Here is a 19,421-nt window from a genome sequence, read left to right on the forward strand (position 1 = left end):
GATGAGTTTCAAGATCGCTATCATCGGTGCGGGAAGCGTCGGGTTCACCAAGAAGCTCTTCACCGACATTTTGTGCGTTCCTGAATTCAGGGATGTCGAATTCGCATTGACCGATCTCAGCGAGCGCAACCTCCAGATGATCAAGTTGATCCTCGACAGGGTCGTCGAATTCAACAGGCTGCCGACCAAGGTTACGGCGACGACAGACCGCCGTGCTGCCCTCAAGGGCGCCCGCTACATCATCAGCTGCGTTCGCGTCGGCGGTCTCGAAGCCTATGCGGACGACATCCGCATTCCCTTGAAGTATGGCATCGACCAGTGCGTCGGCGACACGATCTGCGCCGGCGGCATCCTCTATGGCCAGCGCAACATTCCGGTGATCCTCGATTTCTGCAAGGATATCCTCGAAGTCGCCGAGCCTGGGGCGAAATTCCTGAACTACGCCAATCCGATGGCCATGAACACCTGGGCGGCGATCGAATATGGCAGGGTCGATACCGTCGGCCTCTGCCACGGCGTCCAGCATGGCGCCGACCAGATCGCCGAAGTGCTCGGCGCCAAGTCGCGCACCGAGCTCGACTACGTCTGCTCCGGCATCAATCACCAGACCTGGTTCATCGACCTGCGTCTCAACGGCCGCAAGATCGGTAAGGACGAGCTGGTTGCCGCCTTCGAGGCGCATCCGGTCTATTCGCAGCAGGAAAAGCTGCGCATCGATGTCCTGAAGCGCTTCGGCGTCTATTCGACCGAAAGCAACGGCCATCTTTCCGAATACCTGCCCTGGTATCGCAAGCGGCCGGACGAAATCACCCGCTGGATCGACATGTCCGACTGGATCCACGGCGAGACCGGCGGCTACCTTCGTTATTCGACCGAAACACGCAACTGGTTCGAAACGGAGTTCCCGCAATTTCTGGAATCCGCCGCCAGGCCGATAGACCCCGCCAAGCGCTCCAACGAACATGCCAGCCACATTCTCGAGGCGCTGGAGACGAACCGCGTTTATCGCGGCCATTTCAACGTCAAGAACAACGGCATCATCACCAACCTGCCGCAGGACGCGATCGTCGAGTCGCCCGGCTTCGTCGACCGCTTCGGTATCAACATGGCCTCCGGCATCACGCTGCCGGAGGCCTGCGCCGCCACTTGCATTTCCTCGATCAACGTCCAGCGCATGTCGGTTCATGCGGCGATCTCCGGCGATATCGACCTGCTGAAGCTCGCGGTCCTGCACGACCCGCTGGTCGGCGCGGTTTCGACGCCGGAAGAGGTTTGGCAAATGGTGGACGAAATGGTCGTCGCCCAGGCTCGCTGGCTGCCGCAATATGCCGATGCGGTGCCGGCCGCGAAGGAACGGCTTTCGAAATCCAGGATCAAGACCCGCGAATGGGCCGGTGCGGCAAGGCGCGACGTCCGTTCGATCGAGGAATTGCGTGCGGAAAAAACGGCTCTCAAGCAGGCCGTCTGAATTTCGCCAGGACGGATCGCGGCGAGCTTTCGGAGGATTTTTCCGCACCCGTCTGCACATTCGGTCGAGGAGAAATGGAGCGGCGTCAACGCGCTCCTGAACAACAGGGAGGAGAGACGATGAGGAATTTTCGAAACATTGGCATTCTCGCAGGGCTGGCGCTTAGCGTCTCGGCCTCGGCGCTGAACGCGTATGCATCCGAGCCGACCGTGCCGCCGGTGCCCGCGCAATTTCCCGCCGAGGGAAAGATCAAATACGTCGCGCGCGACTCCATCCTGGAGTTCAAGGCACTTCCGGAATACCACGAACCCGATTGGGTCACCGACAAATACGTCAAGGCAGGCAAGCTGCCGCCGGTCAAGGACCGGCTGCCGAAGGAGCCGCTGGTCTTCAACACCGGCAATATGCCGGACGGCGTCGGTGTCTACGGTGATACGATGCGTCATGTCATCGGCGGCCGGCCGGAGGGCTGGAACTACGGCGCCGGCCAGACGCAAGGCTGGGGCGGCATCGACATCGGCCTTTCCGAATGCCTGACGCGCACCGCGCCGCTTTTCCAGGTCGAGGCCAAGGACACGGAGCCGCTGCCTAACCTCGCCAGGAGCTGGGACTGGTCCAAGGACGGCCACACGCTGACGATGCATCTGGTCGAGGGCGCGAAATGGTCGGACGGCGTTCCGTTCAACGCCGACGATGTGATGTTCTATTGGGACGACGAGGTGATCGACCCCAATGTGTCGCCGCTGAACGGCGCGACGCAGGAGACCTTCGGCGTCGGCACGACGTTGAAGAAAATCGACGACTACACCGTCGAGTGGACATTCAAGGACGCCTTTCCGAAACAATACCTTTACGCCATGGCTTACGGCACCTTCTGTCCGGGCCCGTCGCATATCCTCAAGCCGCAGCATCCGAAATACTCGAAGAACACCTACGAGCAGTTCAAGAACGCGTTCCCGCCGGAATATATGAACATGCCGGTGATGGGCGCCTGGGTGCCGGTGGCATACCGCCCCGACGACATCATCGTCATGCGTCGCAATCCGTACTATTGGAAGGTCGACGAGAAGGGCAACCAACTGCCGTATCTCAATGAACTGCACTACAAATTGTCGACCTGGGCCGACCGCGACGTTCAGGCCGTCGCGGGAGCCGGCGACTTCTCCAATCTGGAGCAGCCGGAGAACTTCGTCGCCTCGCTGAAGCGCGCGGCGCAAAAGGACGCACCGGCACGGCTTGCGTTCGGCGCGCGGCTGATCGGCTATAATCTGCGCATGAATTTCTCAGCCAATGGCTGGGGCAACCCCGACGAGCGCGGACAGGCGATACGCGAGCTGAACCGCAACGAGGACTTCCGCAAGGGCGTCACCATGGCGCTCAACCGCAAGGCGCTCGGCGACTCGCTGGTCAAGGGTCCGTTCACTGCCATCTATCCGGGCGGCTTATCCTCGGGCACGAGCTTCTACGACCGGAAGTCGACGGTCTACTACCCCTTCGATCTCGAAGGCGCCAAGGCGGAACTCGCCAAGGCAGGCCTGAAGGACACGGACGGCGACGGCTTCGTCAATTTTCCTGCAGGTACCGCCGGCGGCAAGAATGTCGAGATCGTGATGCTCGTCAACAACGACTACACCACCGACAAGAGCCTTGCCGAAGGTGTAGTCGCCCAGATGGAAAAGCTAGGGCTGCGGATCGTGCTGAACGGACTCAACGGCACCCAGCGCGATGCCTCGCAATACTCCGGCCGCTTCGACTGGCTGGTACGGCGCAACGATCAGGAGCTGACTTCCGTCGTCCAGAATACCGATCAACTGGCCCCGGTCGGTCCACGAACCAGCTGGGACCATCGTGCGCCGGAAAACGGCGAGGTCGATATGATGCCTTTCGAGAAGGACCTCGTCGACATCGTCAACAAGTTTGTCTCGTCCGCGGACAATGACGAGCGCGCCAGCCTGATGAGAAAGTTCCAGAAGATCTCGACCGAGCACGTCTACAATGTCGGCCTGACGGAATATCCCGGCGCGCTGATCATCAACAAACGCTTCTCCAACATCCCGCAGGGCACGCCGATCTTCATGTTCAACTGGGCCGAGGATTCGATCGTCCGCGAGCGGGTCTTTGTCGCTGCCGACAAGCAGGCCAAATACGAGCTGTTCCCCGAAGAGCTTCCCGGCAAGCCCGGAGACAAGGGCCCGATGAACTAGGTTTACCTCCCCTGACTGAGAACTCCGGCCGCGCCAGTTGGCGCGGCCGGACAAAGCAAACCTCCGTACGCTCAAAGAGAGCGACCGGCCAGACAAGAAAGCGGACCGACCGATGTTGCGATTCCTGCTCACGCGCATAGCGTCGGCGATCCCGGTCCTCGCCATTCTGAGCCTGGTCACCTTCGCCATCATCCAGGCGCCGCCGGGCGACTATGCCGACTACATCCGCTCGCAGTTGATCAATCAGGGCGGGGCCTCATTCGCCGAGGCCGACGCGCAGGCCAAGGCCTATCGGATAGAACATGGTCTCGATAAGCCGCTGCCCGTCCAGTATCTCAACTGGATCGGCGGCATCATCACCCGCGGCGATTTCGGCTACAGCCTCTATTACAACAAGCCGGTGGCCGATGTGGTGGGCGAGCGGCTGCCGCGCACGCTGCTCCTGGCGCTGGTGTGCCATCTGCTGGCCTCGGTCCTCGGTATCACCTTCGGCATATGGGCGGCGACCAGGCAGTACAGCTGGATCGACAGTACGCTGTCGGCGATTTCCTTCCTCGGCATGACGGTGCCGCGCTTCCTGATGGCGCTGATCATCGTCTATCTGCTGGTCTTCCAGTTCAACGTTTCCGAGATCGGCAGCTTCTTTTCGCCGCAATTTGGCGGAGCGCCGTGGTCCTGGGCGAAGTTCGTCGATCTCGTCCGGCATGTCTGGCCGGTTGTCGCCATCGCCACCTTCGGCGGGCTCGCCTACAACATGCGGGTGATGCGCGGCAATCTGCTCGACACGCTGAACGCGCAATATGTCGAAACCGCTCGCGCCAAGGGCCTTAGCGGCGGTGCGGTCGTGATGCGCCATGCGGTGCCCAATGCGCTGCATCCGCTGGTCATGTATCAGGGCGTGGTGCTGCCCTATATGCTGACCGGCGAGATCGAGACCGCGATCATCTTTGCCCTGCCGACCGTCGGCCCGGCGATCGTTGGCTCGATGGCGGTGGGCGACGTCTATGTCACGGCGACATTCATGATGGTGCTGTCGGCGACGCTGATCGTCGGCAACATCATCGCCGACATGCTGCTCGTCATGCTCGATCCGCGTGTGCGCCAATATGCAGGGCCCTGAGATGCTTGCTTTCGAGTCCTCGCTGCCGCCACTTGCCGAGGAACCGGCCAAGATCAAGCCGCGCGGCAATGAGAGTTACATCGCACTCGTCTGGCGCCGCCTGAAACGGTCCTGGACCGGCATGGCCGGGCTCATCCTGGTCGCGTTTCTCGTGCTGCTGGCGGTGTTTGCCGACTTCTTCGCACCGATGGATCCCAAGGTGACCGATGTCGGCTTCGCCCCGCCGCAGATGATGAGCTTCCATGACAAGGACGGCAACTTCGTCTTCCAGCCACGCGTCTATGCCCTGGCGGATTCGGAAGACCTCGACCCGGTCACCTTCCAACCCGTCGTCGGGCCGGACTACGACCATCCGCGGCTGCTCGGCTTCTTCGTCAAGGGAGCGGAGTACAGACTGCTTGGCCTGCTTCCCGCGAACCGGCACTTCTTCGGCTCGACCGACGGCCAGCCGGTGCACTTCCTTGGCACCGACAAATTCGGTCGCGATGTGCTGGCTCGTGCGATCTATGGTTCGCGCATCTCGTTGATGATCGCATTGACCGTGGTCTTCATCGTCACCGTGATCGGCACGACGGTCGGCATGGTGTCGGGCTATTTCGGCGGCACATTCGACGTCTGGGTCCAGCGCTTCGTCGAACTGGTGCTCGCGTTTCCGCAATTGCCGCTTTATCTGGCGCTGACCTCGCTGGTTCCGGTGACGGCGCCGACGAATGTCTTCCTGGCCTTCGTGATCGTCGTCATGTCGGCACTCGGCTGGGCGCAGATGTCGCGCGAAGTGCGCGGCAAGACCCTGGCACTGGCGCGGATCGACTACGTTCGTGCGGCGATGGCGGTCGGCGCCACAGATGGCCGCATCATCATGCAACACATTTTTCCAAACGTGATGAGCCACGTGATCGTTGCGGTCACGTTGGCAATCCCCAGTGTGGTCCTGCTCGAATCCTTCCTCGGTTTTCTCGGCTTCGCGGTGAAGCCGCCGCTGATCTCCTGGGGCCTGATGCTGCAAGACACCGCGACCTATTCGGTCATCGGCACCTATCCCTGGATCCTCTCACCGGTCGGCTTCGTGCTTGTCACCGTCTTCGCGTTCAACGCGCTTGGCGACGGACTGCGCGATGCGGTCGATCCGTATTGAGCGTGACATGATACAACACGCGCTCGTCAAATCCTTCGCACCGCCTGTCCGGCTCGACCATGACGGCCGTTCGGAAAATCCGGTCATCGATGCCCGCAACATCGCCGTCGATTTCAAGGTCGAACACGGCATGATCGAAGCCGTCAAGGACATCTCCTTCCAGCTCTATCGCGGCGAGACGATCGCCATTGTCGGCGAGTCGGGATCGGGCAAGTCGGTGACGGCGCGCACCGTCATGGGACTGTTGTCGAAGCGCGCAGTCGTGTCGCCGAAATCGACTGTCGAATACAACGGGGCGAACATCCTGAAATTTTCCGAGCGTGCGCGGCGCAAACTGCGCGGCGACCGCATCTCGATGATCTTTCAGGAGCCGATGAGTTCGCTTAACCCGATCTACACGATCGGCAGCCAGATCGTCGAGGCGATACGGGTGCATCGCAAGATGAGCCGCAGGCAGGCCGAAGCAAGAGCGCTCGAGCTGCTGCAGCAGGTACAGATTCCTGAGCCCCAGGCGCGGCTGAAACAATACCCGCACCAGCTTTCCGGCGGCCAACGCCAGCGTGTGATGATCGCCATGGCGCTGGCCAACGATCCCGATGTGCTGATCGCCGATGAGCCGACGACGGCGCTCGACGTCACGGTTCAGGCGCAGATCCTCAATCTCATCCGAAACCTGCAGAAGAAACTGCGCATGGCGGTGATCCTGATCACGCACGACCTGACCGTGGTGCGGCAGTTCTCCGACTATGTCTACGTCATGCAGCATGGGGAGATGCGCGAGCACAATGTGACGGAGAAGCTGTTCGCCAATCCGCAGCATCCCTACACCTGTCACCTGCTTGCCTCCGAGCCGCGCGGCCAGGCCAATCCGTTGCCGGAAAGCGCCGACGTTATTCTTGAAGCTAGGAATGTGCGCGTCTCCTTCATGCTGCGGCATGGCACGTTCATGAGGCCGGACCTGCGCGAACTCGTCGCCGTCGACAGCCTCAGCCTGACCCTTCGACGGCACGAGACGCTGGGTCTCGTTGGCGAATCCGGATCGGGCAAGACCACCTTCGGCGAGGCGTTGCTCAGGCTCAACACCACGGACAGCGGTGAGATCTATTTCGATGGCCAGCCGATCCATGGCTGTTCGCGCGCGCAGATGCGGCCGTTGCGGTCGCGCATGCAGGTCGTCTTCCAGGATCCGTTCTCGTCGCTCGACCCGCGCATGACGATCGGCCAGATCATCGAGGAAGGGCTGGTCGTCAACCGCATAGGCGCCACCAGGAACGATCGGATCGAGCGCGTGCGCGAGGCGCTGATCAGCGCCGGCATGCCCGGCGATATCCTCTCGCGCTTCCCGCACGAGTTTTCCGGCGGCCAGCGCCAGCGTATTGCGATTGCCCGCGCCGTCGCGCTCGAACCGGAATTCATCGTACTCGACGAGCCGACATCGGCGCTGGATCTCTCGGTCCAGGCGCAGATCATCGAATTGCTGCGCAAGCTGCAGCGCGAACGGGGCCTGAGCTACATCTTCATCTCGCACGACCTCAAGGTCGTGCGGGCGCTGTGCCACCGCGTCATCGTCATGCAGCACGGCAAGATCGTCGAAGAGGGGCCGGTCGACGAAGTCCTGTCCCATCCCAAGACCGCTTACACCGAACGGCTGGTCAAAGCCGCTTTCGAGGTAGCCTAATTGCTTATGCCGGAGGTTGTTGTGGCAAGAAATCCCAAGGTCGCTTTCATCGGAGCTGGCTCGACGGTGTTCATGAGGAACATCGTCGGCGACATATTGCAGCGTCCGGCTTTATCCGGCTCGACGATCGCGCTGATGGACATCAATCCGCAACGGCTCGAGGAAAGCGCAATCGTCGTCGGCAAGCTGATCTCGACGCTTGGCGTAAAGGCCAAAGCCGAGACCTATTCGGACCAGCGCAAGGCGCTGGCGGGCGCCGATTTCGTCGTCGTCGCCTTCCAGATCGGCGGCTACGAGCCCTGCACGGTAACTGATTTCGAAGTTCCGAAGAAATACGGGCTGCGCCAGACCATCGCCGATACGCTCGGTGTCGGCGGCATCATGCGAGGGTTGAGAACCGTGCCGCATCTCTGGAAGATCTGCGAGGACATGCTCGCGGTCTGCCCGCAGGCGATCATGCTGCAATATGTCAACCCGATGGCGATCAACACCTGGGCGATCGCGGAGAAATACCCCGACATCAAGCAGGTCGGCCTCTGCCATTCGGTGCAAGGCACGGCGATGGAACTGGCGCATGATCTCGATATTCCCTACGAGGAGATTCGCTACCGCTCGGCCGGCATCAATCACATGGCCTTCTACCTGAAGTTCGAGCATCGCCAGCCGGACGGCTCCTACCGCAATCTCTATCCGGATCTGCTGCGCGCCTACAGCGAAGGGCGGGCGCCGAAGCCTGGATGGAACCCGCGCTGCCCGAACAAGGTGCGCTACGAGATGCTGAAGCGCCTCGGTTACTTCGTCACCGAGAGCTCCGAACATTTCGCGGAATACACGCCCTATTTCATCAAGGACGGGCGCGAGGATCTGATCGAGAAATTCGGTATCCCGCTCGATGAATACCCGAAGCGCTGCATCGAGCAGATCGAACGCTGGAAGGGGCAAGCGGAAGCCTATCGCTCGGCTGACAAGATCGAAGTGGAGCAGTCGAAGGAATATGCGTCCTCGATCATGAACTCGGTCTGGACCGGCGAGCCGTCGGTGATCTACGGCAACGTCCGCAACAATGGCTGCATCACGTCATTGCCATATAATTGCGCGGCCGAGGTGCCATGCCTCGTCGATGCCTCCGGCATTCAACCCACGTTCATTGGCGACCTGCCGGTGCAGCTCACCGCGCTGATCCGCACCAATATCAACGTCCAGGAGCTGACGGTCCAGGCGCTGATGACCGAGAACCGCGAGCACATCTATCACGCGGCGATGATGGACCCGCACTCGGCGGCCGAGCTCGACCTCGACCAGATATGGTCGCTGGTCGATGATTTGCTGGTTGCGCATGGCGATTGGCTGCCGGCCTGGGCGCGTGGAGCGCGCAGCGTTCGGGCGGCCTGAGGCGCAGGGCTGTCTATTTCACTCGCCTATGCCGACCATAGGGCCGGCTTTGAAAGCGGAGCGGCGTTGCCGGCAGATGTTTCGAAATCAAAGAGTTTCTGCGTTACGAGAGCAGCCGCTCCCCTTGCCCAGGAATTGTCCTCCCAGTCCAGCAGCATTGGTGGTGCCGCGCGAAAGGTATTTTTCCCAAGCGTCAGCCGCATTGGGCCAAACAGCGCATCGCCAAACGACACGGCTTCACCGCCGACGACAATGACCTCCGGGTCGGTGATGTTGACAAGATTGGCGAGATGCCGGCCGATGCCATGTCCGGCTTCTTCGAGAATGGCGACGGCTCGCGGTTCGCGGTCTGCCAAGGCTGCCATAAGGCTGACTTTGCTATCCGTTTCGTTGTGCCCGGTGGCTTCGCGCCAGGTGCGCAGGATCGCCGGCTCGGCGTAATAGGCCATCAAGCAGCCGCGTTTTCCGCACTCGCAAAGGCGGCCGTTCTCCTCATAAGAGCTGTGGCCGAACTTGCCGGCGGCACCGTTCGCGCCGCGATAGAGTTTGCCATCGAAGACGAGCGCGCAGCCGATTCCGACGCCGATCGCCAGCACGGCCATATTGCGGTGCTGGCGTCCGAGGCCGAAGAGTTGCTGGGCAATGGCATAGGCATTGGTGTCGTCCTCAAGCCACACGGGGACGTCTACCAGTTCGGCCAGCATCGGGCCAAGGGGAATGTTGTCCCAGTTGTAGCGATTGCTGCGGATACACACAGCCTTCTGGTTGTCTATGACGCCAGGCATTGAAACGCCGATCCCGGCAAGCTTGGCAGCGGGCCGATCGACAATGGAAATCAGCTCCGGTACCGCCTTGGCCAAGGTCGCTATGATATGGTCGGGATCGCTGTCCGAGAGCTTGACGCGCAGAGAGCCCAGCGGATTGGTCGCAAGATCGGTGACCACGCATTCGACCGATCCGACCATCAGCTTGAAACCTATGGCAAGGCCGTTGGCATAGTTGATATCCACCGGGATAGGGCGGCGCCCAGCCGAGCCCACGACTGTCTTGCCTTCGATCAGCAGGCCATCCTCGATGAGGTCGGCCACGACGAAGGTGACCGCTGCCGGACTGAGGCCGGTAACTGACGCTATGTCGGCCCGGCTGCGCGCTCCTTCCTGCCGCAAGAGATTGAGGATCAGTCTGCGGTTCATCGCCCGAGTCGTGCTCGGGTCACCCTTGAGCTTCACGGATCCGCTTTCTTAATTTTGTAAATTAATTATTGCCTCTCGAGAAAACATATGCGTAAGTTTGCCCGACTGTTCAACACCCAAACCGGGGGTCAGCGAAATTAATCCGGTTAGCAATGTCACCGCGCTCTGAAGGAGCGGGCAAGCATATTCCCTTGCCCGGGAGGTGAGCCGTGCCGTTGAGAAGAACAACCGCGCCGGCCGGTGTGCCAGTAGAGAATTGACAACACGGGAGGAGTAACAATGACGTTCAAGTGGATTGAAAAGCCGTCGACGCGGCGCAATTTCCTGAAGGGAGCTGGGGGCATTTCCGCTGGAGCCCTCGCGGGCTTCCCGATGCCGGCACTCAGCCAGTCGAGCGAAGTCACCATCATTTCAGACGAAAACAATGCCGATGCCCTGCGGATCTTGCGGCGCATCGCGGCCGACTTCGAGAAGCAGTCCGGCACCAAGGTTGTGATCAACAATATGGATCACGAGGCCCACAAGACCGCGATCCGCAACTACCTTGTGGCCGGCGCGCCGGATGTCTGCTTCTGGTTCTCCGGAAACCGCATGCGCGCCTTCGTCAACCGCGGCCTGTTCGACGACATTTCGGATCTGTTCGAGAAGGAAAAGTACAAGGACGTGCTGGGTGCCACGACCGGTGCCGTCACTGTCGACGGCAAGCAGTATGGCCTGCCGACTGGCGGCACGATGTGGGGCATGTTCTATCGCAAGGACGTCTTTGCCGAGCACGGACTGACGGTGCCGGCGACCTGGGACGAATTCCTCGCTTACGGCCAGAAGTCCAAGGCTGCCGGCCTTATTCCCGTCAGCATCGGCACCAAGGAACTCTGGCCGGCGGCCGGATGGTTCGACCAGATGAACCTGCGGATCAACGGTCTCGACAAGCACTTTGCCTTGATGAACGGCAAGATGGCTTACACCGACCCGGCGCTGACGCCTGTTTTCGACCACTGGGAAGAGCTGATCAAGCAGAGTTTCTTCACACCGGATCAGACGTCGTTCGGCTGGCAGGAGGCCGGCGCCTTCCTCGCCCAGAAGAAGGCCGGCATGATGAACCTCGGTGCCTTCGTGAAGGCTACTTTCCCTGAGCAGGATCTCGAGCAGCTGACATTCGCTCCTTTCCCGAAGATTGACGGCGCCCTCGACCGCTACGAAGAATTCTCGGTCAATTCGGTCCACATCCCGGCCAACGCCAAGAACAAGGCGGGTGCCCGCGAGTTCCTCGCCTTCTTCTACCAGCCGGAAAATTTCGGCCCTTATCTGGAACCTGGCGGCAACGTTCCGCCGCGCAACGACCTTCCGGCCAGCAAGGATCCGCTGGTCAACGCAGCCGTGGAAAGCCTGAAGACGGTGGCCGGCACATCGCAATATTACGACCGCGATACCGATCCCGACATGGCCCAGGCCGGCCTGGTCGGCTTCCAGGAATTCATGGCCAAGCCGGAGCGCCGGGACGCCATTCTTCAGCGTCTCGAGGGAACCCGTCGCCGGATCTTCAAGATCTAGCGCCTCCCAGCGGAGGGGAGCGGGGTTCGTGCTCTGCTCCCCGATGCTTTCCGTGAATGAGGTCTCCCAAAATGACGAAGGTTTGGCGCCGCCATCGCTGCTGGCTGACACCGACACTTCTGATTCTGCCCGCCGCTGTGCTGTTTTCCGTCGTCATTCTGGCACCTGCGGTCGAGAGCCTATGGATCAGCCTGCACGAATGGGACGGCTTCAGCCCGATGGTCTGGATCGGCCTCGGCAACTACCGCGAACTGTTCGCCGACCCGCAGTTCTATGTTTCGCTGAAGAACAATCTGATCTGGTTGGTGATGTTCATGCTGGCGCCGCCGCTCGGCCTCGCCATCGCGCTGCTCGTCAACCAGAAAATCCGCGGCATGCGCCTGCTCAAATCGCTGTTCTTCATTCCGCTGGTGCTGGCTTCGGTTGCCGTCGGCGTTGTCTTCACCTGGGTCTATACGCCGGAATTCGGACTTCTCGCCCTGATCTTCCGCACCTTCGGCGCGACCGCCCCGGCAGTGCTGTCGGATGAAAATTTCGTCACCTTCGCCGTCGTGATCGCAGCGTTGTGGCCGCAGATCGCCTTCTGCATGGTGCTCTATCTCGCCGGCCTCAACAATCTCAGCGAGGACCTGATCGGCGCCGGGCGGGTTGACGGCGCCAGGGGCTGGAACATGCTGCGCCACATCGTGTTGCCGCAGCTGACGCAGGTCACCTTTATCGCCATCGCCGTCACCGTCGTCGGCGCACTGCGTTCCTTCGACATGGTCTCGGTGATGACCAGCGGCGGCCCCTTCGGTTCGTCCGAGGTGCTTGCCTATCAGATGTTCGAGCAGTCCATATTTTCCTACCGCTTCGGCTATGGCGCGGCCATTGCCTCGGTGCTGTTCGTGATCATGGCGGTCTTCATCGCCTGGTACCTGACGCGGATGATCCGCGCCGATGAAAGAGGCGGCTGATGTTTCCCCGCCCGATTCCCGAAACTGCTATTTGGCAGCGTGGCCTCTATGTCGTGCTGGTGGTCGGCATCTTGATTGTTTGGCTGGCGCCGCTCTTTGCCATCATTCTTACCTCGTTCCGCTCTACGCAGGATGTCATGGGCGGCAATCTGTGGGGCTGGCCGACCCAATTCGGCCTGGTCGACAACTACGCGGCGGTCTTCACCCAGACGCCGATGGCCCGCTACTTCCTCAACAGCCTGACGATCACCATCCCCTCGGTGATCGGCGTTCTCATCTTGAGCACGCTCGCCGGTTTCGTGCTCGCCCGTTACCGGTTTCGCGGCAACATGCTCGTCTTCGCCCTGTTTGTCGGCGGAAACTTCCTGCCGCACCAGATCATGATGATCCCGGTGCGCGATCTCATGGTGCGGCTCAACCTCTACGACACGATGTCGGCCCTGATCATCTTCCACATCGCCTTCCAGACAGGGTTTGCAACGCTGTTCATGCGCAACTTCATCGCCGCCTTGCCGGGAGAACTGTTTCAGGCCGCCAGGGCCGAGGGCGCGACACCGTTTCAGACATTGGTACATGTCGTGGTGCCGCTGGTGCGGCCCGCTCTTGCGGCGCTGGCGATCCTGCTCTTCACCTTCATCTGGAACGATTATTTCTGGGCGGTCGTGCTCACCATCAGCGATACCGTCAAACCGGTAACCGCCGGCCTGGCCAACCTGCGCGGCGAATGGGTCTCGGCCTGGAACCTGATCTCGGCTGGCACCATCGTCGTGGCTTTGCCGCCGGTTGCCATGTTCTTCCTAATGCAGAAGCACTTCATCACCGGCCTCACCATGGGAGCGGTCAAGGGATGAGCGACCATGGCTTCAAGGCGTCGCCCACCCGATCCGAAACTCATTTCGCAAGCAGGGCTCCATGACCAGTCTTGAACTCCGGCAGATACAAAAGAATTATGGCAGCTACCACGCGCTGCGCGGCATCGATCTCAGCGTCGAACAGGGCGAGTTCATTGTCACCGTCGGGCCGTCCGGCTGTGGCAAGTCAACGCTGTTGAAGATCATCGCCGGGCTTGAAACCGTCTCGACCGGTGAAATTCTCATCAACGGCCGTGATGTCACCACCACCGAGCCGGGTGAGCGCGGCATTGCCATGGTCTTCCAGTCCTATGCGCTTTACCCGCACATGACGGTCGCCGAGAACATGGGTTTCGGCCTGCGCATGGCGCATCGCCCCAAGGCCGAGATCGATGCCGCCGTGCTGCGAGCCGCCAAGATCCTTCGCATTACCGACCAGCTCGACAAGCGGCCGAAACAGCTTTCCGGCGGCCAGCGTCAGCGTGTGGCGATCGGCCGTGCCATAACCCGCTCGCCCGACGTGTTCCTGTTCGACGAACCGCTATCCAACCTTGACGCAGCGCTGCGCACGCAGATGCGCGTCGAGCTTTCCGATCTGCACGCCAGGCTCGGCGCCACCATGGTCTATGTCACGCACGACCAGACCGAGGCGATGACAATGGCGAGCCGTATCGTCGTGCTCAATCGCGGCTCGGTCGAGCAGGTGGGCGCTCCGCTCGAACTCTACCGCAATCCGGCCAATCTCTTCGTCGCGGGCTTCCTCGGCGCACCCCGGATGAATTTTTTCGAAGTGACCGTCGCCGCTGTCTCCGGCGGCGCCGCCACGCTGTCGACCGCCGGTCTTTCTCCTTTGACTGTCGAACTGACGGAAGCGGCATCCGTACAGGTCGGCGATAGGGTGACGATGGGGATTCGGCCGGAGAGCATCAGCTTGGCCGCGGAAGGGACAGCGAGTTTTGCAGGACGGGTGCGGCTGGTCGAGCATCTCGGCCGCGAGACCATCCTCTATGCCGACGCGGGCCCGCTGCAATGCGTCAGTTCTGAAAGCGGCAGCGGCAACGTCACCGTCCAGATCGGCCATGCGAGTGCCGTCGCTGCCGATGCGACCGTCGGCTTCAAGGTCGAGCCGCGTGACGTCTATCTCTTTTCCTCTGTCGATGAGCGGACAATCAGTGCCCGCAAATCCACCATCACCGACTGATCTGCAGGAGTATCCTTCGTGAACAAGACTTCAAAAGGCCGCGCCCTGTCGGTCTGGCGCACGATCCAGACCGACCGCTTTCTGGTCGGCGCGCCGCACTACCCCGAACATGTGGACGAGAGTTACTGGGACAACGACGCCCGGCGCATGGCCGAGGCCGGCTTCAACGTCGCCCGCCTCGGCGAATTCGCCTGGCACATTTTCGAACCGCGTGAAGGCACCTTCGATTTCGACCTGTTCGACCGGGCAATCGAGGGCCTCGCGCGTCACGGCGTCAACACGATCCTGTGCACGCCGACCGCCACCCCGCCGCGCTGGCTGACCGCAAAGCATCCGGAAATCCTGCGGCTTGATGGAAATGGCCGGTCGATGGGCCACGGCTCGCGCCAGTATGCCGACACCAGCAGCCCGGTGTTTCGCGACTATAGCCGCAAGATTACCAGGGCGATGGTGGACCACTACCGCGACAACGCAAATGTCATTGGCTGGCAGACCGACAACGAACTCAACACCAGCATGCCAGAATCCTATTCGCCGTCGGCATTGAAGGAATTCCAGGCTTATCTCCAGGAAACCTACCAGACGATAGACAGGCTGAATTTCGCTTGGGGTGGCGACTTCTGGGCGACGGCTTACGGCGATTTCAGCGAAATTGTCTTCCCGCTGGAATTCTCACCGTCCTTTCCCGGTCCCGGTCACCTCCAGGACTACCACCGTTTTCTCGCCTTTTCGACAGCACGGTTCCAGCACGACCAGGTCGAGATCCTGAGAAAAGCGAATGCCAGTTGGTTCATCTTCCACAATCTCGGCGGATTGCGTGACATCGACTTTCGCGGCCATTTCTCCACCGATCTCGACTTCGTCGGCTACGACATCTATCCGTTCCTCTATGACGAGTTCTTTCGCCTCGGCAATCACGCCAAGATCCAGGCGCTGCATCTCGACATCTGCAGGGGATTTTCCGGCAACTACATAGTGCCGGAACAACAGTCGGGCTTTGGCGCTCAGCCGGGCTTCTGCACGCTGACGCCGGAGCCGGGCGAAATGCGACGCATGGCGATGTCGTCGGTTGCGCGTGGCGCCGATGGGATCATGTTCTTCCGCTGGCGTCCCGCACATTTCGGCGCCGAGATATACTGGATGGGCATCATCGATCACGATGATGTCGCTCGCCGCCGCTATGACGAAGCCAGGCAGTTCGCCACCGAGATGACGGCGCTTAAAGACAAGATCCTAGGCACCCATGTGCGGATGGATGTCGGCATCGCCGGCTCGGACTTCGACAATCAGGAAGCCCACAAGACCTTCCCCATCGGCCTGCCAAGTCCGCAGGATGATGCAACCTTGCTGCATCAGTATTGCTATGATCGCGGCATCGCCTGCGGCTTCATCCACCCGGAAGACGATCTGTCGAAGCTCAAGGTGTTCTACGTGCCGCATTGGGTGATCTGGAAGGACAGCTGGACCGAGCGGCTGCAAGTCTTTGCCGAAAATGGCGGTACCGTCATCATCGGCGCGCGCACTGGAACCCGCGACGAAAACAACCACGTCATCCGCGAGACAGCGCCGGGCCGGTCGCTGTCGAAGTTGACCGGCGTTCGCGTCGAGGATTTCGGGCGGCTGGCGGCACCTGGGGCCAATGGCCTGTTCAATACCATGTCGCGCTCCGGCGGGCTCGTCATTCCTCCCGACAGACCGGCCGAATCCAGCCGCCGTATCCGTCGTTTTGCCGTCGGAAACCACGAGTTCGATGCCGGTTATTTCTATGAGAACCTCGCAGTCGAACCGGAAGTCGAAATTGTAGGGGTTTGGTCGAACCGCTACGCGGCGGGAACGCCTGCAATTACCTCCCGCGCCGTCGGCAAGGGCCGTGTGCTCTATGTCGGCACTTATCTAACCCCGGAGCTGACAGCTCAACTCGCTACGCGCACTTTCGTGGATGCGAATGTGGAGCCTCTGGTTCCGGGTCTGCCGGACGGCGTCGAGGTCACGATGCGCGAGAATCACGAACGCCGGCTGTTGTTCGTGCAAAACGTCAAAGACACGCCCGTTACGGTAACCGGCGTTCCCTTCGGCAGCAACCTGCTCGATAGCGAAGGACCTGTCCCCGGAGTGTTGACGCTGGACGGCTATGGCTGCGCTGTCCTCGAATTGATCTGAGCATTGTCGCGGACGTTAGCCATACGAAACCTGAGTACTCTTTGATCCTGGAATTCGACCGCCATCGGCAGCACGCCGGCATCGATCCATATCGAACCGGCGCTTTGACGTGCGCAAGGAACGGCCGGCGCACTGCTGTTGCTCCCATTCAACGACGGCAGTTACACTAACCGCGCGACCATCGGACCCGATGGCGGCATATCGTTTCATCCTTGTGAGCGCCATGAATTTCGACATTTCCGTCCGAACCGAGGCCTTCCGCAGCCGGATCGCCGATTTCGTCGAGCGCGAAATCCTGCCGCTCGAGGCTGACAAGGCTTGCTATGACGGCCATGGCAATATTGCGCTGCCGCTGCTTGAAACGCTGCGGGGCAAGGCGAAAGCAGCCGGCCTGTGGTGCCTGCAGCTCAAACCCGAGACCGGCGGGGCCGGCCTTTCCAAGGTGGATATGGCCGTCTGCTATGAAGAGATGAACCGCTCGATCTTCGGTCCGGTCGTGTTCAATTCCGTGGCCCCCGACGACGGCAACATGATGGTGTTGGAGCGACTGGGGACGCCGGAGCAGAAGCAAAGATGGCTGAAACCGATCGTCGAGGGCAAGGTGCGCTCGGCCTTTGCAATGACGGAACCGCACCCGGGCGGCGGCTCCGACCCGTCGATGATCATGACCAGAGCCGAACGGCGTGGCGACAGATATGTCGTCAAAGGCCGCAAATGGTTCATCACCGGCGCGCAAGAGGCGAGCCACTTCATTCTCATTGCGCGCACTTCGGACGATCCGCGTCACGGCCTTTCGGCCTTGCTGTTCCACAAGGACCAGCCGGGCTGGCGGATCGTGCGGCGCATCGAGATCATGGGACCGGAAGAACATGGCGGCCATTGCGAGCTGGAGTTCGACGGCCTGGAAGTCCCGGTCGAGGACGTGCTTGCCGGCGAAGGCAGCGGCCTCCGGGTTACCCAGGTCCGGCTCGGTCCGGCGCGGCTCACCCATTGCATGCGTTGGCTCGGGCTTGCCAAGCGCTGCATCGAGATCGCGCGCGCCTATGCCGCCGAGCGTAGCGGTTTCGGGCAGCTTTTGGCCGACCGTGAGAGTATCCAGCTGATGCTCGGCGACCTTGCCATGCGCATCGAGATCGGGCGGCTGCTGGTGATGAAGGCGGCTTGGGAGCTCGATCGCGGCGGCTTTGCCCGCAAGGAGGTCTCCATGGCCAAGATCCAGGTCGCCAACGTGCTGCATGACGCCGCCGACGTGGCGATCCAGATCAACGGCGCCCGCGGCTATTCGAAAGACACTGTACTCGAATGGATCTACCGCTACGCCCGCCAGGCTCGCCTGGTCGACGGCGCCGACGAGGTCCACAAGATGGTGCTCAACCGCTTTCTCAACGAGGAAGGTGCGGGCTTCTGGCGCTGGCATGTCGAAGCCGGCAGAAAAGACGAAACAGGTCGCGGCGGGAACCGCTGAGCCGGCAATGAGGATGGATTTCGATCCAGTACGCCTGGAGGATTTTCTGAGAGCGCATTTTGGCGATAGCCAAATGTCGCTTGAGCGGATCGTCGGCGGCCAATCCAACCCGACCTATTTCGTCGACTATGGCGGCCGCCGCATGGTTCTGCGCAAGAAACCTCCGGGACCGATCCTGCGCGGCGCTCATGCGGTCGATCGCGAGTACCGGGTGATCGAGGCGCTAGCATCGACAAAGGTGCCGGTGCCGCGGCCGGTGCTCTATCACGACGGCGACGAGCCGCTCGGCACGCCGTTCTATCTGATGCAGCGGCTCGACGGCCGCGTGTTCCACGATGGCGCGTTGCCGGGACTGACGCCGGACGAGCGGCGCGGCATCTATTTCGGCATGGCCGAGGCGCTGGCAAAGCTGCACGCCGTCCGGCCGGAAGAGGTTGGGCTCGGCGACTATGGCCGTCCCGGGAACTATTTTGAGCGACAGATCGCGCGCTGGACCAGACAGTTGCGGGAATCGCCGAGCGAGCGCATTGCCGCGCTCGAAGCCGTCGCCGAATGGCTGCCGCGACATCTTCCGCCAGATGATGGCCACGTTTCGATCGCGCATGGCGATTTCCGTCTCGGCAATCTCATCTTCCATCCCGAGCGGCCCGAGGTGATCGGCATACTCGACTGGGAGTTATCGACCCTCGGCCATCCGCTTGCTGATCTCGGCTTCTGCTCGATGCCCTGGCATTCCTCATCGGACGAATATGGCGGCATCCTCGGCCTTGATCAGGCAGCCCTCGGGATTCCGACACAGCGCGAATTCCTCGATCATTACTTCGCCCACGCCGTGCCGACGGCGCCGCTGCAGCGGTTCCATCTGGTGTTTGCCATGTTCCGCTTTGCCGTGATCTTCGTCGGCATCGCCGACCGCGTGCTGGCCGGCAGCGCGGTTGCGGCCGATGCGGCGGATGTGGCACCGCTGGCCGGCCGTTTTGCTGCACGCGCCATGGAAGTCATCGACGGCGCGCGGCCCTGGTGACGCGAGGCTGGCAGTCGGCTGAG

The 19,421-nt window shown here is 61.4% G+C and carries 14 protein-coding genes; 13 read left to right on the forward strand and 1 reads right to left on the reverse strand.

From position 1 onward, the window contains the following. Position 1 precedes the first annotated feature (1 nt). The 6 genes from NKJ91_RS09795 (at position 2) to NKJ91_RS09820 (ending at position 8,997) form a co-directional block, all read left to right on the forward strand. Complete coding sequence (locus NKJ91_RS09795) at positions 2–1,468, forward strand: alpha-glucosidase/alpha-galactosidase (RefSeq protein ID WP_352455360.1); 1,467 nt, start codon at positions 2–4, stop codon at positions 1,466–1,468. A 119-nt stretch (positions 1,469–1,587) separates the two neighbouring features. After that, the gene (locus tag NKJ91_RS09800) at positions 1,588–3,672 is read left to right on the forward strand and encodes an ABC transporter substrate-binding protein (RefSeq protein ID WP_352455361.1); all 2,085 of its coding nucleotides are present in this window, start codon (positions 1,588–1,590) and stop codon (positions 3,670–3,672) included. 112 nt (positions 3,673–3,784) lie between these two features. Beyond that, positions 3,785–4,792 carry an ABC transporter permease gene (locus tag NKJ91_RS09805; protein ID WP_352455362.1) on the forward strand — a complete coding sequence of 336 codons (1,008 nt, stop codon included), beginning with the start codon at positions 3,785–3,787 and terminating at the stop codon, positions 4,790–4,792. Between the two features lies 1 nt (position 4,793). Continuing rightward, entirely contained in the window at positions 4,794–5,927 is a 1,134-nt protein-coding gene (locus NKJ91_RS09810; protein WP_352455363.1) for an ABC transporter permease, read from the forward strand. Positions 5,928–5,937: 10 nt separating this feature from the next. Then, on the forward strand, positions 5,938–7,605 hold the full coding sequence (locus tag NKJ91_RS09815) for an ABC transporter ATP-binding protein (RefSeq protein ID WP_352455452.1): 1,668 nt from the start codon (positions 5,938–5,940) through the stop codon (positions 7,603–7,605). A gap of 21 nt (positions 7,606–7,626) precedes the next feature. After that, complete coding sequence (locus tag NKJ91_RS09820; RefSeq protein WP_352455364.1) at positions 7,627–8,997, forward strand: alpha-glucosidase/alpha-galactosidase; 1,371 nt, start codon at positions 7,627–7,629, stop codon at positions 8,995–8,997. A gap of 26 nt (positions 8,998–9,023) precedes the next feature. Here NKJ91_RS09820 and NKJ91_RS09825 read toward each other — a convergent pair whose 3' ends face one another. Beyond that, complete coding sequence (locus tag NKJ91_RS09825) at positions 9,024–10,226, reverse strand: ROK family transcriptional regulator (protein WP_352455365.1); 1,203 nt, start codon at positions 10,224–10,226, stop codon at positions 9,024–9,026. 243 nt (positions 10,227–10,469) lie between these two features. On the opposite strand from NKJ91_RS09825, the gene NKJ91_RS09830 reads away from it, so the two are divergent. From NKJ91_RS09830 to NKJ91_RS09860, 7 genes are all read left to right on the forward strand, one after another. Next, on the forward strand, positions 10,470–11,741 hold the full coding sequence (locus tag NKJ91_RS09830) for an ABC transporter substrate-binding protein (protein ID WP_352455366.1): 1,272 nt from the start codon (positions 10,470–10,472) through the stop codon (positions 11,739–11,741). Positions 11,742–11,812: 71 nt separating this feature from the next. Then, positions 11,813–12,697 carry a carbohydrate ABC transporter permease gene (locus NKJ91_RS09835; RefSeq protein ID WP_352455367.1) on the forward strand — a complete coding sequence of 295 codons (885 nt, stop codon included), beginning with the start codon at positions 11,813–11,815 and terminating at the stop codon, positions 12,695–12,697. Beyond that, on the forward strand, positions 12,697–13,548 hold the full coding sequence (locus NKJ91_RS09840; RefSeq protein ID WP_352455368.1) for a carbohydrate ABC transporter permease: 852 nt from the start codon (positions 12,697–12,699) through the stop codon (positions 13,546–13,548). Before NKJ91_RS09835 ends, NKJ91_RS09840 begins: the two co-directional genes overlap by 1 nt. Before the next feature lie 61 nt (positions 13,549–13,609). Next, a complete protein-coding gene (locus NKJ91_RS09845; RefSeq protein WP_352455369.1) occupies positions 13,610–14,749 on the forward strand; it encodes an ABC transporter ATP-binding protein in 1,140 nt (379 codons plus the stop codon). A gap of 18 nt (positions 14,750–14,767) precedes the next feature. Then, on the forward strand, positions 14,768–16,909 hold the full coding sequence (locus NKJ91_RS09850; protein WP_352455370.1) for a beta-galactosidase: 2,142 nt from the start codon (positions 14,768–14,770) through the stop codon (positions 16,907–16,909). Between the two features lie 223 nt (positions 16,910–17,132). After that, positions 17,133–18,374, forward strand: coding sequence for an acyl-CoA dehydrogenase family protein (locus tag NKJ91_RS09855; RefSeq protein ID WP_352455453.1), 1,242 nt, complete (start codon positions 17,133–17,135; stop codon positions 18,372–18,374). Between the two features lie 7 nt (positions 18,375–18,381). Continuing rightward, the gene (locus tag NKJ91_RS09860; RefSeq protein ID WP_352455371.1) at positions 18,382–19,398 is read left to right on the forward strand and encodes a phosphotransferase family protein; all 1,017 of its coding nucleotides are present in this window, start codon (positions 18,382–18,384) and stop codon (positions 19,396–19,398) included. The last annotated feature ends 23 nt before the right edge of the window (positions 19,399–19,421 follow it).

The sequence above is a fragment of the Mesorhizobium sp. M0040 genome (assembly GCF_040323505.1).
Taxonomy (GTDB): Bacteria; Pseudomonadota; Alphaproteobacteria; order Rhizobiales; family Rhizobiaceae; genus Mesorhizobium.